The sequence below is a fragment of the Rhizobium sp. CB2179 genome, assembly GCF_057653455.1.
Genome location: NZ_JBYGKR010000002.1, coordinates 377,684 through 391,356 on the forward strand (window position 1 = coordinate 377,684; position 13,673 = coordinate 391,356).

Sequence of the window (13,673 nt, forward strand, 5' to 3'; positions counted from 1 at the left end):
GATTGGAACATAAATTTTAGATATTCTGGACAACACAAACGGGTGGCATCATGTCCGTCGATATCGGCAGCCGCCTTCGCTATCTCCGCATCGCCCATAAGCTTTCCCAGCGTGAGCTCGCCAAGCGCACCGGCGTGCCGAACTCGACGATCTCGCTGATCGAATCGAACGCCTCCAACCCGTCGGTCGGGGCTTTGAAGCGAATTCTGGACGGTATCCCCATCGGCCTGGCGGAATTCTTCGCCTTCGAGCCCGAGCGTCCAAGGAAGGCCTTCTATGCGGCCGAGGAGTTGGTGGAGATCGGCAAGGGCGCCATTTCCTACAGGCAGATTGGAGAAAACCTGTTCGGGCGCAGCCTGCAAATACTCAAGGAATGTTACCAGCCGGGCGCCGATACCGGAAAGGTTCCGCTTGTTCACGAGGGGGAGGAGGGCGGGATCGTGCTCTCTGGAAGGCTCGAGGTGACGGTCGACGACGAACGGCGTATCCTTGGAGCGGGTGACGCCTACTATTTCGAAAGCAGGCGCCCGCACCGCTTCCGCTGCGTCGGACCGGTGCCCTGCGAGGTCATCAGCGCCTGCACGCCGCCGACGTTCTAGTTCTTGCCCTCGATGCGGGCAAGCACACCGTCGAGGGCAGCGGTGAGCGCGGCAAGGCCGCCCTTCTTCTCGAAGTCTGAAAGAACCTGCTCGTTCAGTCCTCCCTTGGTCGCGAATTCGCGGCTCAGCGCGCTGAACGGTTCATTGCCGGGGCTGTTCGCTTTCTGCGCGAGGCTTGCAAAGAGCGGCGCAATGTAGGCCTGTCCCTTCGCCTTTTCGAGGCCGCTTCTTTCCAGCCAGACGGCAACTTGCTCCATGATGCCGAAATAGGTCGACATCATTGCGCTCGCTGCCGCGAGAAGATCATATTCCTTTCTGGACTGGCATTGGACGGCCGTTCCGAGCGTGTCGAAAAGCGCCGCGACGGCGGTATCAGGCGGATAGATGGCGGTGACGCCTTGCCGGCCGGCGACGAAGGGCAGGGGGATCGCCTGCACCAGATGCACGTCGGCGCCAATCCATTCGGAGAGGGCCTGGCGCTCCGTCGCCGCAACGAGGCTGACGACCATTTGGCCATCCCTGAACGATAGCGCGCGCACGACCTCCTCGGCGACCTGCGGCCGTATCGCCAGGAACACCATGTCGCTGCGTTCGACGACGTCCTGATTGTCCTTGGCAATTCTGACGGCGGCGAATTCTTCTGCCAGCGTCGCGGCGATGTGAGCGCTTCGTGGAGAAACGTGAATTTCGGAGGCATAGGCCGGCTCAGTCAGAAGGCCGCGAACCATGGCCTCGGTAATTGCGCCGGTTCCGACGAAGCCGATACTGTCGATTTTCATTTGATTACTCCGCAGCCCGCAGCGGGCCCAACGCGACATCGGCCAAGCCACATCGCCTACAACACGACAAAGGCGACCGTTGCCACCTTCAAGCCAGTACCCCGCGACTATGCACCCGACAGGGACCGGGTCAATGCCGTCTAAGTCACATCCGGGGGTCATGCGGTTCTGCGGCCGGATGAGCGGAAGCCGTGGTTGGAAAGGGCCGGTCGAACGCGGTGGCGATATGCCGGACCTGGAGACGATCAATCGTGGAGGACTATAATGATAGTCGCAGCTGTGGGGCCTCCAGGCGATTGCGACAAGCCTGGGGCTTATTTGTAAGTGATCTTGTCGCCGACCCTCGGGCGATTGAAGTAATGGCGATCGAAGCTGTAGCCATTCTGCCCGGTGAAGTTTGAAAAGAACGCCGAGACCGGCGTCGTCAATGTGTACTGCACCCTGGTCAGCACCACCTGCACGCCATCATCCTGGATTTCCGAGGGGACCTCGATTGTACTCGCCGCGCCGGAGTTAAGGGCGGAGGTGTTGAGTGCTGCAGACCAGTTGACCGTCGCGCTGCCGCTCTTGGCGATATCGTCCACCGCGACGGTGATCGTCAGCCCTGTCGTCTCATAGGGCTGCAGGATGAAGCTGGCGCCAGAGAGAAGCTTGGCGACGTCGGACTTCGTCCAGGAGCCCTGCTGTGAAATCATGTCGCCTGTGGAGGAGGCAATCTCGTCTATCTTTCGGCTGACCGTGAGCGCATGGCCGAGATCGACGGTGCCGAACAGGAGCATCACCAGGATCGGCAACACCAGCGCGAATTCCACACCCGAAGCCGCTGACCGGTCGCGCACGAGATGACGGGTGCGGGATCGGGCGAAGCGGATGAAGGACAGGCTCCGTTTCATGATCATCTCAGAAAGGCTCGTTGCGGAACAGAACGGAAGATCCGAGCAGGTAGCGGCCGTCGGAAAGCTTGGCGCTCGAAAGGCTGAAGAAATTGACGACGGCTGTCCATGGCAGGAACGTCTGAACCAGGATGTAATCGCTGCCTTTGCCGATGTCATAGGTCTCGGTGACCGTGAGATTGCCGCTGTCGTCGATGGGGTCGGTGCTGGCGGCCGACGAGAGGTCGGAAAGCACGATCACCTTGACCAGCAGACCGCTGGAGCAGCTGAACGACAGAAGCATGTCGTTGCAGATTCTGGTCTTGAAATCGGCCAGCGTGATCTTGGAGGATGCAACCTCGCCGGTGCGGATCATTCGGGAGATCTTGTGCACGGACGCGTCCAGCGCCGAGTTGACGAAGAACATCAGCGACACTTCGATAATGCCGAATATCATGATGAAGAGCGGCAGAGCCAGGATCGCAAATTCGATCGCAGCGACCCCTTTGCGATCGCCGAACAGGCGGCGCAACGATGCGAAGCGTTTCCCTCGCCTCATTGGGTCAACCGGACGGATGCGAGATATTGGGTGAAAAGCGCCGACAGGCCTGCGGTGATCTCGGTCGATGACGATGCTGATAGGAACAGGCTCTTGGACGATGCGCAGTCGGAAAGCGCATAGGGGATGTAATCCCGTCTCGTGATGCTGGTCGACACGCCACTTTGCATGATGCCACCATAGGTACCATTCCAGTTGGCGCTGGCCATGGTCGAACCGACGGTTGCGTTGTAGCCCCAATCCGACGTGAGCGGCAGGTATTCGGTATAGAGCACCGCCATCGTGGCGGACTGGTTTTTGAGGTAGGCGCACCAGGCTGGATTGAGCGGCGCCACCTTGTTCCAGTATGTCCCGGAAATTGCCTTGTTGTTCGACCATGTGACCTTGTCGGTCACCCATTCGCGCTGCGATTGGACGCCGTCCGTCAGCAGGAGAACCAGCTTGAGCGGCGAGTTCGAGGCCGTCCCGTCCCCGCCCGTGCCGACTTTCTGCTTGAGCGTTGTCAGGGAGACGTCGAAATAGGTGGCTGCCTTCGAGGTCGCGCTGGTGAGGCCGTAGCTTGCGTCCGCGAGGCGGTTGCGCGCCGTGTCCGTGCTGAGCGTCGGGGCCAGAACTTCCGTAAGGGTATCGCCGAGGCTATATAATCCGACCTTGATGCGTTGATGATTGCTGTCGGACGTATCGATCAAGGCGAGCACGTCCTTGACGGCGTCGCCGGCGACATCGGCGCGCAGCTTTATGTTCTTGGCCGTGCTGTATTCATAGTTGTTGTTGTATGTCTTGTTGCCGATTTTGTGCGCGTCGCCCGTGTGGCAGGCGAACTGGCAGCCGATGCCGGAATACATGGTCGCCTGGCCGGCCGTTGTTGCTGCCAGAAGCATCGACGGGGAAGTGTCGATAACAATATAGACATTGAGATAGGAGGTGGCCGGCCCCTTGACGGCGCTTGCCACGCTGACGGGAACGGTGTTGATGTTGGCGATCCTCATCAGCGTCGTCGGAACCGTGCCGCTGGCCGTCGCCGTGATCTTATGGTTTGACGTGTCAATGTTGATGTCGCCAAGCGTATAGCTGTTTTCCACCTGCGCGTGGAACCAGTCGGAAACCTTTTGCTTGAGAGCGACGGCGTCGTCGGTATCGATCTCTTTGACTGCGGCGATCAGCGCCGTGTCCAGGTCGCTCTGCATCCTCTGGCGGACATTGTAGGTCCTGATGTAGTCAAAGCTCGCGCCGACTGCGACGATCATCGGCACCAGGGTGAGGGCAACGACGATCGCGACATTGCCGCCCCTGTCCCTACCGAGACCACGAAGGGTTTTGAAGACCCGAGCAAGTGAATATGAAAGACCCGAGCGCAAAAAGACCACCGTCAAATAAGTCATACTAATATGCAAGAAGTATCCGGATTGCTTAAGTCTCTGTTAATTACTGTGTTTTCCGCCACAAAATGGCCGCCGCCGCGCTATTTCCTGCGCAAATTGTATATGTCTGCGAATTATGGATAGGCGCGGAACGACATCGCATGGCCTTTCACGCTGAGCGGATCGCATACGTGCGGCCGGAAGTGGGCACACGCCCGGCCCTCATCCGCGACCTCTCCAGCGTCATCGTTCAACAGCCTTAGCTGTCCAAGCGGAGATCCGCACGTTCGGCAGCATGCTCTTCTAATTTCCACTGCTCTTGCGCCGGAGACCTGACCGACGAAGCGGGCAGAGCTCGAGACACTCAAGGCCGGAGGATTTCTCCCGTCAATAGTGCGAGACATCATGACATCCCGTTGCCAAGGGCGGCGATGACGCGGTCGGCCATGAAGGCGCAACGGACGCCGTCGAACGGGAAGAGGGCCAAGAATGCGCCGGAGAGCTGTTTTTCGATCGACTGGCGCATCATCTTGCGCGCCCGATGCAGCCGGGTCTTGGCCGTTTCCGGTCTTATGCCGAGGTAAGAGGCGGCCTCCTCCGTGCTCATGCCTTCGACATCCCGCAGCACGAACACGGCGCGAAAATCGTCCGGGAGCCCGTCGACCGCGTTTTCGAGGAGATGCCGCGCCTGGCTCCTGGACAGCTCGGTTTCCGGATCAGTTGCGGACAAGGAAGACGGAAACTGTAACACTTCGCCACCCGGCGCCGTCGTCTGCATGTCGATTTCCTCAAGCCCGGTGGTGTTCTTTCGGGCCCGCACACGGCTGAGCGCCTCGTTGAGCGTAATGCGGGTCAGCCATGTCGAAAGCTGTGCCTCGCCCCGGAATGTCGCCAGACTGGTGAATGCCTTGATGTAGGCGGCCTGGACGACGTCTTCCGCCTCCGCATCATTGCGGATGACGGCGCGCGCCGTCCGGAACAGGCGCTGATTGTGACGTTGAACGATGGCGCGGATGGCGGGCTCGTCGCCTGCTTTTGCCAAGAGCACGAGATCGGTGTCGGACAGTATCGACATCTGCTGCCGGTGTCGCTCGGCCGTAACTGGAATGGCTGTCATAGGGAGTCCTCCGCCCCGCTCGCCTGTCTTTCGATTGGAGCCCGGCCTATGGCCGGACGTCCAGCTTGCCCGTCATGGCGGGATGAAAGCGACAATAAAAATCGACCGCTCCCGCCTGGGCGACCGTCATGCGGGCTTCCGATTTCGGCGGCAGGTCGATATCGAAGCTCTTGTCGCGAGCGGTTGCCGTGTGCCGGAATATATCATCGTTTCGCCAGACGATCACATCGCCGACACGCAGCTCGGCAGGCGGCGAGCCGAATTTCATGCCGGTGATGGTGATCTGATAGTCGGCCGCCGAGGCAACCCCGTTGCCCGCCCAAAGCAGTGCAGACAGCAGCGGGAGCCGTAGCGATTTCATCAGCGAGCCCATTCCTCAAGCCTATTTGATCATGGAAGCCAGATGCTCGGCATGCATCTGGTGCTCCTTGAATAGCGTCAGGCCCGTTTCCAGCAGCGACTTGAGCTCTTTATTCTCAGCCGACGGGATCAAGGTGTTGGCAAGCGCGTCGTTGACCGACTTGTGATAGGCGACTTCGTTTTCGACATAGGCCTTGTCAAACGCCGCGCCGTCGAGCGCCTCCAGCGTCGTCAGTTCCTTGGTCGCCTGTGTCGACAGGGACTGGCTGACTGCGTTGTCTTCGGGCGTCACCTTCAGCTTCTTGACGAGGGCGAGCGCCTTGTCATTGACGGCCTTGTGGTCGCGCTCCATGGTTTTGGCGAATGCTATGACGTCGGCATTCTTGCTCTTCTTCAAAGCCTGCTCTGCCGCGGTGACATCGATCTGCCCCGCCGTATAGGCGATGTGGGCGATCTGAGGATCGGTCGGCTTGGCATCGGCGGCGATCGAAGCGGTGCCGAGTGAGGCCGCCATCAGGGTGGCGCCGAGAATTCGTTTCAACATGATCTGTCTCCCTTGTGTCGTGGCCGAATGTCTTCCGGCAGCAACGGTGATGCGCCTTGGGAAGCGAACATTGGATGCAGATCGAGCGAAAAGGTTCCCGGAAATTTCGGACACGGAGAGGCCGCGTGTCGTCGGCGTCGGTCACCGACGCGTCAGTCTTTGCCGAGGAAGCGCTGAAGCACGATGGCGTGATTGTGGTGCAGGTCTTTCGCAGCGTAGAGAAGTGTTGCCTCCGCTTGTCCGATCTGGCGTTTCAGCTCCTCGACGGTGGACGGGTTCTTTTCCAGCTCGTCCCGATACCGGCGCTGGAACTCGGTCCATTTGGCGGGATCATGGCCAAACCAACGGCGCAGCGCCGGGCTTGGCGCAATATCCTTCAGCCAGATATCGACTGCCGCATCCTTCTTGCTCAACCCGCGCGGCCATAGCCGATCGATCAGGATGCGCGTGCCGTCCTTGTCGTCTTTCGGCTCGTAGATTCGTTTGAGGTGCAAGGACATTTGTCCACCCGACATAAGTTCGAAAACCAATCTAGACGAATACGCGTGACAGGGTTTTGGTTCCAGGCTCGAGCCCGCGGCTCGATCGGGTGCGTGCACAGGCAGCCATCGCACTCAACTTAGGAATATAGGTTGTCGGTCGGCCACAGATGAACGCCTCCGATTGCTGTAGCATTGTCGCGGCCAACTGATGCTCTTCGGTCCTTGGCCGCTGATATTTTTCGATTCTCCCAATATTGCCAAATGTCACGTTTCGAATATGCCTGTGGCTTTGCGGAGGGATTTGCATTGACGCAGCTTTCGAACGCCCGCGCTTCATTCTTCGAACTGATCGTTCTGATCGGACTCGGCGTTGCTGTCAGCGCTCCAGCGGCATCGGCGGGCCAGAACGAATGCGCCGGCCGCGCCTCAGACATCATCCGTCTTGCCTATCCGGGTGCCAACAACGCCGACGACGCTTTTCTGTTTGGGGGCGCAACCATCACATTGCCAACAGACGACAATGTCGACGGCGATCCGCGTCGGGTGATTTGCCGGATCTGGCCAGCTCAACCGCAACTGACGCTTGTTGCTGTCCCCTTGATGACAGAGCAGTCGGATTCGGAAAACGAGGGGGACATCGAACTGCTCGTGGTCGACAGCACCAATCTTCATGTAAAGCAGCGCCTGCGTCTTCAGGGACTTATGTCCGACGATGCCATTCATGTAGAAAGCGTCGCCTTCGATACCGCACGGTATCAACTCGCTCCTCGGAAAACGGCTTTTGGATTGCGTGTTACGCTGGAAGGCAGTTCGCGCGCCAATCCATTCGGCGAAACGACCTTATGGCTCTTCTCAGTCGACCCTGATGGGCTGAAGCCGGTTCTCGACAATATTGTCGTCAGCGAGAACCACGGAGAATGGGATACCGCCTGTGCCGGCGAGTTTAATGAAACCACGCGCACGCTTTCAATGGGTTCACCAGCAAAAGGCGTGTTTGCCGATATAGTCGTAGCCGAAAAAACGACCACTTCCGTTGCAACGGTCGGAAAGGATGGTGATTGCCAGAGCGAAGATAAAACGACGATTGGCAAACACCGGCTGCGTTACGACGGTTCGAAATATATCGTTCCCAAAGATCTGAAGCGCGATGAGTAAGAGGGTGGTGGTCCAGGCAGGTGATGGCCGCAATGACCGGGACAACTGCGATAGAGCGCCGCGTGTCCGACAGGACGCTCTATCGCTTGAATTGGCGCGATCTGCCCTTCGCCGCTGTCGAGGTCAGAAGGGATAGTGCTGGGCGGAATCCTCGACCGTGATCCAGCGCAGGTCGGTGAATTCGGCGATCGCCGCCTTGCCGCCGAAGCGGCCGTAGCCGCTGCCCTTGACGCCGCCGAAGGGCATTTGCGCCTCGTCGTTTACCGTCGGGCCATTGATGTGGCAGATGCCGGATTCGATCCGCGCCGCAACCGCCATTGCCCGCTGGACATTGCGGCTGAAGACGGCGGATGACAGGCCGTATTCGGTGTCGTTGGCGATGCGGATGGCTTCTTCCTCACTGGTAACGCGAATGATCGGCTTCACGGGGCCGAAGGATTCTTCCGCATAGACTCGCATCTCGGGCGTGACGTGATCGAGCAGCGTCGCCTCGACCACGGTGCCGGAGCGCTTGCCGCCGGCCACGAGTTTTGCCCCCTTGGCCGTCGCATCGGCAATCAGCTCCTCCATTTTCTTCGCCGCATCGAGGCTGATCAACGAGCCGAGAACGACATGGCCACGTGGGTCGCCGGCCGGCAGCTGGCTGGCGCGGGCGGCCAGTTTGGCGACGAACTGATCGGCGATCGTCTCGTCGACGATGATCCGCTCCGTCGACATGCAGATCTGGCCCTGATGCATGAAGGCGCCGAAAATGGCGGCGTTGACGGCACCGTCGATATCGGCGTCGTCGAGGATAACAAGCGGCGCCTTGCCGCCGAGCTCAAGAAGGGCGGGTTTGAGATACCTGCCGCAGGTCTCGGCGATGATCTTGCCGACCTTGGTCGACCCGGTGAAGTTCACGCGCTTGACGGCCGGATGGGCAATCAGCGCGGCGACGATCTCGGGCGCATCTTCCGGCGCGTTGGTGAGGACGTTGATGACGCCGGCCGGCAGGCCGGCTTCGGTCAGCACTGTGGCAATCAGCCGGTGCGTGCCGGGGCATTGTTCGGATGCCTTGAGCACGAGGGTATTGCCGCAGGCGATCGGCATGGCGATGGCGCGGGTGGCGAGAATGACCGGCGCGTTCCAGGGAGCGATCGCCAGGCAGACGCCGGCGGCCTGGCGAACACCCATGGCGAGCGTGCCGGGTTTGTCGGAAGGGATGATTTCGCCTGATATCTGCGTCGTCATGGCGCCGGCCTCGCGCAGGATGTTGGCGGCGAGCATGACATTGAAGCCGGCCCAGGGTGCGGTTGAGCCGGTCTCCTCGATCATCAGCCGGGTAAACTCGCCGACTTTGGAATCCATGATATCGGCAGCCTTCATCAGGATCGCGCGGCGCTGGCCGGGGCCGGTCTTCGACCAGGCGCCGAAGGCAGCGGCGGCGGCTTCGACGGCAGCGGCCGCATCCTCCAGGCTTGCCGCGGCGGCGCGGCTTGCGAGCTTCTCGGTGAAGGGATCGATGCGATCAAAGGTCCGGCCGCCGGAGGCCGCGCGGTCGGCGCCGTTTATGAGGAGGGAAATATTCATCGGAGGTCTCCAGGGGACAAGAACTAGAAGCCGAGGACTTCGGCGTTGATGGAAGCTTCGAGGCCGCCGTCGACGGCAATGTTGGCGCCGTTGATCCAGCGTGCGCCATCCGAGCAGAGGAAGAGCACCGGCGGCGCAATATCGGCGGATGTGCCGGCGCGGCCGACGCGGGTGATGTCGCTATCGACTTTGGCGTCGCCGAGCACGGCGCGGAACTGCTTGAGGATCGGCGTTTCCACCGGTCCGGGGCTGACCGCATTGACCCGGATGCCGCGGTTTTTGAACAGCGGCTGATGGGCTGCCCGCATGGTCCAGAGCAGCAGCAGCTCCTTGGAGAGCGGGTAGCCTTCCTCGTCCTTGAGGCCGTGTTCGGCGACAACCGCCGCCACCTCGGGAAAGCCTTCGATTGATGACAGCGACTTTGCCCGCTCGAGGTTGGCGCGCCAGCCGTAGCCGGCGATCGAGGCGACGTTGACGATGGCGCCGCCTTCGCGCAGGCGGGGTGCCACGGCTTCGGACAGGGCGCGGAGGCCGTAGAAATTGACGGCGAGCGTCGAGACGACGCCGGTGTTGCCGGAAAGGCCGGCGACATTGGCGAGCGCATCGAGGCGCACCGGAAGCTGCGCGACGATCTCGGCAACGCCTGATGCCATGGACAGATCGCCCTTGATAAAGGCGGCACTTCCACCCGCTGGCTCGCGCACATCGACGCCGATGACCTCAGCGCCCATCTGGCCGGCCAGCGCCGCCGTGCGGGCGCCGATGCCGGAAGCGACGCCGGTCACCAGGATTGTTTTACCAAAAAGCATGAAGGTCACCTTTCGCAAGAGAGTCCGGAAACAAGCCGGCTCATTCTTCCCATTTGATTTTATGCGGACCCGGCAATTTCAGCCGGTAGCCGACCGGCAGAAGTTGAAAATCGAAGCGGCGCTCGATTTCGCCCCAAAGGCCGCGCGGCAGGTAGAGCGAGAAAATCAGGGCGGTGGCGCCGAGGCCGATCAGGTACCAGACGCCGGCTGAACCGAAGACGGTCTCGATCACGAAGAACAGGATGGCGCCGAGGATCGCGCCTTCGAACTTGCCGATCCCGCCGACCAGCACCATGAAGATCATGTAGGCCGTCCATTGGACGCTGAAATAGGTCTTCGGCTGGAAGGTCGTGGCGGTCGCCAGCCACAGGCCTCCAGCGACGGCGATGCCGAAGGCGGCGAGCACGAAGAGCAGCCTCTTGGTCGCGATCACCCGCACGCCGACCGAGGTTGCCGCCTCCTCATTGTCGCGGATCGCCTGCATGGCCGCACCGGCGCGGCTGCGCATCAGGATAAAGAGAGCACCGAGCAGGGCGGCCATGGCTATCAAGGCGAGCCAGTAGATCGTTGCCCGCCGCGTCGCGCCATCATAGACGTTGAGCGAGATCAGCGAGGTGCCGGTTTCCCCCTGGATTAGCCGGTCGAGGTTGACGAGCAGGTGGGCGAGTTCCGCTATCACCCACATGCCGATTGCGAACTCGCCGCCCTTCAGGCGCAGCATGAACAGCGAAAGCGGTATCGACAGCGCGCCGGTCACGACCGCGGCGGCAAAGAGCGAGACGAAGGGATTGAGCCCCGCATCCGCCAGGCGGATGGTGAAATAGGCGCCGAGGCCGAAGAACACCTGCTGGCCGACCGAGACCAGCCCGCCGAAACCGGCAAGGGCATTCCACATGGCGGCAAGGATCACGTAGATGAACAGGGCCGTCATCCGGTCGATCGCGCCGGCGCCGAGGACAACGGGGGCAAACATCAGCAGGGCGAGCACCGCGGCCATGCAGCCGAGCGCCACCCGCGACGACTTCGTCCAGCGCTCAATCGATATTCCGGTGGAGGCAAGGGTCGCGTTGGGGCTCATGTCGGGCTCCGGAGACGGATGCGCAGTTTGAGAGAGGCGCCGAATTTGTCGAGAACCGGCATGCCGAACCGGGATAGCCTGACGAAAAGCACCAGCAGGAACACGGCATGGCCGCCGATCAGGAAGCCTTGCGGATGCAACTGCGCGCCGAGCGATTGGGCAAGACCGAGAACGATGCCGCCGGCAAGTGTGCCCCATAACGATCCCGCTCCGCCGATGACGGCCGCCTCGAAGGCGAAGAGAAGCTGCGGGCCGCCGGAATAGGCGCTGAAAGTTGCCCGCATCCCGAGAAAAGCACCGGCGATGCCGACCGTGACCATGGTGATCGCGGTGGCAACGGCGTTTACCCTGCGGGCATCGATGCCGACCAGCCCCGCCGTATCGGGATCTTCCGCCGTGGCGCGGATCGCGCGGCCAAGCGCAAAGCGGCTCAGGAAGAACTGCAGCCCGCCGAGAACGAGGACTGCCGTCACCATCATCAGGACGGCAAGCTTGCCGACGTAGATGTGGCCCGGCAGTTGCCAGGAGGCATAGGACAGGTTGCCGATGAAGGGCGCGAGCGAGCGGGTGTCGGCGCCGAACTGCTCGAACAGCAGGTTGTCGATGACGATCGACAAGCCGAAGGTCGTGAGAATCGGCAGGAGCGTGCCGCCGCGGGCGCTGCGCTCCAGAATGAAGCGCTGCAACAGCCAGCCGGCCGCCGCCATGATGGGCAGCACGATCAGCAGGCCGGCGAAAGGTAAAATGCCGGCTTTGGCGGCCAGCAGCCACAACCCGTAAGCGGCTGCGACCGCGAGGCTGCCATGCGCGAGATTGATGATCCGCATCACTGAGAACATGAAGGACAGGCCGCAGGCGATGACGGCGTAGTAGCCGCCGAGCAGAATGCCCTGGAGCAGGGTGTTGATCACGATGCGCTCCTTTCGCCGGCTGCCCGGTGCAATCCGAAATAGGCCTGGGTGACGTGCTCGCGCGTGACGGCCGCAGCCGGCCGGTCGAGGACGATGCGTCCTTCCAGCATGCAGATGACACGGCTTGCGACGCTCATGGCGCGGGCGAGATCCTGCTCGACGAGCACGATGGTCGTTCCCGAGGTGAGCAAGGCGTGCAGCTGGACGTAGACGCGGTCGACGACCAGAGGCGAAAGCCCGAGCGAGACCTCGTCCAGGAGAAGAATATCGGGATTGCTCATCAGCGCCCGGCCGATGGCGGTCGCCTGCTGTTCTCCGCCTGAGAGATGTCCCGTCTTGGCGTGACGGCGCGGTTTCAGGTTCGGGAAGGCGTCGAGGACCCGGTCGATGTTCCACTCGCCCTTGCGGCCGGAGCTCTTTCCGAGAAGCAGGTTTTCCTCCACCGTCATCTGCGAAAACAGGCGCCGGCCTTCCGGAACGAGGGCGATGCCCTTGGCGATCCGTTTGTGGGAGGGGACGGCGGCCAGATCTTCGTCGTCGAGAAGGACGCGGCCGGAGAATGGCAGATGAGCGCCGGCGATCGATCTGAGCAGCGTCGTCTTGCCGGCGCCATTTGCGCCGACCAGCGCCAGCACCTCGCCCCTGGCAAGATCGAAGCTGACGCCGCGCACCGCCTGAAGCAGGCCGTGGCGGACGTCGAGGTCGCGGATGGAGAGAAGGCTCATGCAGGTGTCCCTCCGAGATAGGCCTTGACCACCTCCGCATCGCTCATGACCGTTTTCGGTTCGCCATCGGCGATGATCCTGCCGGCGTCCATGCAGATCAGCCGCTCCGCCACCTGCAGGAGGATATGAACGATATGCTCGATCCAGACGATGCCGATGCCGCGGCGGCGCAATTCGAGGATGGTTTCGACGAGTTCGCTCGCCTCGCCATCGGTCAGGCCGCCGCCGATCTCGTCGAGCAGCATCAACCTTGGCTGCGTGGCAAGCGCACGGGCAAGCTCCAGCCGTTTGCGATCGAGCAGGCCAAGCGTGTCGGCCGGGCGGTTGGCGACTCCAAGCATGCCGCAGAGCGAAAGCGAATCCACCACGCGCTCATAGGCCTCGTCGCGGCTTGCGGCATTGCCGTGCGATGCGGCGACGAAGACATTTTCGAAGGTGGTCATGCCGCCGAAAGGCTTGGGAATCTGATGGGTCCGGACGAGCCCGGAGCGGCAGCGTTCCGCCGCCGTCCGGCGCGTGACGTCGATGCCGTCGAAGGTGATGCTTCCCTCACTCGGCGGGAAGGCGCCGGCGAGCACGCTGAGCAGGGTCGTCTTGCCGGCGCCGTTCGGCCCGACAATGCCGATCGCCTCGCCATCGCCCATGGAAAAATCAAGATTCTCCAGCACCACCAGCGCGCCGAACCGCTTGTGGATCCCCTTGGCCGAGAGAAAGGCTCCCCCCGGCCGTGTTTGAGCTTCCCGCTGCAGCACT

16 protein-coding genes and 1 pseudogene are annotated in these 13,673 nt (G+C 61.7%); 3 read left to right on the plus strand and 14 right to left on the minus strand.

Translation table 11 applies throughout. The features are described 5' to 3' along the window. Window positions 1-50: 50 nt before the first annotated feature. Window positions 51-599 (plus strand): cupin domain-containing protein, encoded by a 549-nt coding sequence (locus tag AC244Q_RS25855; protein ID WP_128406615.1) that lies wholly within the window; start codon window positions 51-53, stop codon window positions 597-599. Here AC244Q_RS25855 and AC244Q_RS25860 read toward each other — a convergent pair. After that, a complete protein-coding gene (locus AC244Q_RS25860; protein ID WP_128406614.1) occupies window positions 596-1,378 on the minus strand; it encodes a pyrroline-5-carboxylate reductase in 783 nt (260 codons plus the stop codon). The genes AC244Q_RS25855 and AC244Q_RS25860 overlap by 4 nt on opposite strands. Window positions 1,379-1,420: 42 nt before the next feature. Between AC244Q_RS25860 and AC244Q_RS25865 the strand changes: the two are divergent. Further along, window positions 1,421-1,519: pseudogene (locus AC244Q_RS25865) on the plus strand (short-chain dehydrogenase); the annotation flags it as partial. Between the two features lie 173 nt (window positions 1,520-1,692). Here the strand turns inward: AC244Q_RS25865 and AC244Q_RS25870 are convergent. The 7 genes from AC244Q_RS25870 to AC244Q_RS25900 all read right to left on the minus strand — a co-directional run bounded on the left by AC244Q_RS25870 (window position 1,693) and on the right by AC244Q_RS25900 (window position 6,691). After that, entirely contained in the window at window positions 1,693-2,277 is a 585-nt protein-coding gene (locus AC244Q_RS25870; protein WP_128406613.1) for a TadE/TadG family type IV pilus assembly protein, read from the minus strand. A 1-nt stretch (window position 2,278) separates the two neighbouring features. Next, complete coding sequence (locus AC244Q_RS25875) at window positions 2,279-2,809, minus strand: TadE/TadG family type IV pilus assembly protein (RefSeq protein ID WP_017996029.1); 531 nt, start codon at window positions 2,807-2,809, stop codon at window positions 2,279-2,281. Continuing rightward, window positions 2,806-4,191: a TadE/TadG family type IV pilus assembly protein gene (locus AC244Q_RS25880; protein WP_128406612.1), complete on the minus strand. Its 1,386-nt coding sequence runs from the start codon at window positions 4,189-4,191 to the stop codon at window positions 2,806-2,808. Before AC244Q_RS25880 ends, AC244Q_RS25875 begins: the two co-directional genes overlap by 4 nt. 382 nt (window positions 4,192-4,573) lie before the next feature. Then, the gene (locus tag AC244Q_RS25885; RefSeq protein ID WP_128406611.1) at window positions 4,574-5,287 is read right to left on the minus strand and encodes an RNA polymerase sigma factor; all 714 of its coding nucleotides are present in this window, start codon (window positions 5,285-5,287) and stop codon (window positions 4,574-4,576) included. A gap of 46 nt (window positions 5,288-5,333) precedes the next feature. Beyond that, a complete protein-coding gene (locus AC244Q_RS25890) occupies window positions 5,334-5,660 on the minus strand; it encodes a cupredoxin domain-containing protein (RefSeq protein ID WP_003562258.1) in 327 nt (108 codons plus the stop codon). Between the two features lie 9 nt (window positions 5,661-5,669). After that, window positions 5,670-6,191, minus strand: a complete 522-nt coding sequence (locus AC244Q_RS25895; protein ID WP_017996026.1) for a DUF4142 domain-containing protein — start codon at window positions 6,189-6,191, stop codon at window positions 5,670-5,672. 152 nt (window positions 6,192-6,343) lie between these two features. Beyond that, entirely contained in the window at window positions 6,344-6,691 is a 348-nt protein-coding gene (locus AC244Q_RS25900; protein WP_128406610.1) for a DUF488 domain-containing protein, read from the minus strand. Between the two features lie 288 nt (window positions 6,692-6,979). Here AC244Q_RS25900 and AC244Q_RS25905 point away from each other — a divergent pair, with 288 nt between their 5' ends. Then, window positions 6,980-7,828: a PA3715 family protein gene (locus AC244Q_RS25905; protein ID WP_128406609.1), complete on the plus strand. Its 849-nt coding sequence runs from the start codon at window positions 6,980-6,982 to the stop codon at window positions 7,826-7,828. 123 nt (window positions 7,829-7,951) lie between these two features. Here AC244Q_RS25905 and AC244Q_RS25910 read toward each other — a convergent pair whose 3' ends face one another. From AC244Q_RS25910 to AC244Q_RS25935, 6 genes are read right to left on the minus strand one after another with little or no spacing between them, the layout of a single operon-like run. Then, window positions 7,952-9,397: an aldehyde dehydrogenase gene (locus AC244Q_RS25910; protein ID WP_128406608.1), complete on the minus strand. Its 1,446-nt coding sequence runs from the start codon at window positions 9,395-9,397 to the stop codon at window positions 7,952-7,954. Between the two features lie 23 nt (window positions 9,398-9,420). Continuing rightward, window positions 9,421-10,206, minus strand: a complete 786-nt coding sequence (locus tag AC244Q_RS25915; RefSeq protein ID WP_128406607.1) for a coniferyl-alcohol dehydrogenase — start codon at window positions 10,204-10,206, stop codon at window positions 9,421-9,423. 40 nt (window positions 10,207-10,246) lie between these two features. Continuing rightward, window positions 10,247-11,284 (minus strand): branched-chain amino acid ABC transporter permease, encoded by a 1,038-nt coding sequence (locus tag AC244Q_RS25920; RefSeq protein WP_128406606.1) that lies wholly within the window; start codon window positions 11,282-11,284, stop codon window positions 10,247-10,249. Then, window positions 11,281-12,195 carry a branched-chain amino acid ABC transporter permease gene (locus tag AC244Q_RS25925; protein WP_128406605.1) on the minus strand — a complete coding sequence of 305 codons (915 nt, stop codon included), beginning with the start codon at window positions 12,193-12,195 and terminating at the stop codon, window positions 11,281-11,283. Before AC244Q_RS25925 ends, AC244Q_RS25920 begins: the two co-directional genes overlap by 4 nt. Next, window positions 12,192-12,920: an ABC transporter ATP-binding protein gene (locus tag AC244Q_RS25930; protein ID WP_128406604.1), complete on the minus strand. Its 729-nt coding sequence runs from the start codon at window positions 12,918-12,920 to the stop codon at window positions 12,192-12,194. The genes AC244Q_RS25925 and AC244Q_RS25930 overlap by 4 nt, the downstream gene beginning before the upstream one ends. Next, window positions 12,917-13,672, minus strand: a complete 756-nt coding sequence (locus tag AC244Q_RS25935) for an ABC transporter ATP-binding protein (RefSeq protein WP_206641080.1) — start codon at window positions 13,670-13,672, stop codon at window positions 12,917-12,919. The genes AC244Q_RS25930 and AC244Q_RS25935 overlap by 4 nt, the downstream gene beginning before the upstream one ends. Between the last annotated feature and the right edge of the window lies 1 nt (window position 13,673).